This is a genomic window from Chromobacterium alticapitis (assembly GCF_002924365.1).
In the GTDB taxonomy this organism is placed as follows: Bacteria; Pseudomonadota; Gammaproteobacteria; order Burkholderiales; family Chromobacteriaceae; genus Chromobacterium; species Chromobacterium alticapitis.
In genome coordinates this window covers 1-229 of the sequence record NZ_PQWB01000103.1, presented here as the reverse complement: position 1 = coordinate 229, position 229 = coordinate 1, and the positions used below count along the sequence as shown (strand labels likewise).

Genomic DNA, 229 nt, shown 5'->3' with positions numbered 1-229 from the left:
CAACCAGACCCACCAGTCCAAAACCGATCCGGAAGCGCGACTGGCCCGCAAGAGCGCCGGCGACGCCAGCCGCTTGTGCCATATGGCCCATATCCTGACCGAGAACCGCAACGGCCTGGTTGTGGACGTCTCGGTGTCCGAGGTCAATGGCCACGCCGAAAACGTCGAAGCGCTGAACCTGTTGCTGCGCAATGCCAAGAAAGGCAGCACCGTCGGCGCGGACAAGGGC

At 63.8% G+C, this 229-nt stretch carries 1 pseudogene; it reads left to right on the top strand.

The window, feature by feature from the left end:
- Positions 1 to 229, top strand: a pseudogene (locus tag C2I19_RS22090) (IS5/IS1182 family transposase); the annotation flags it as partial.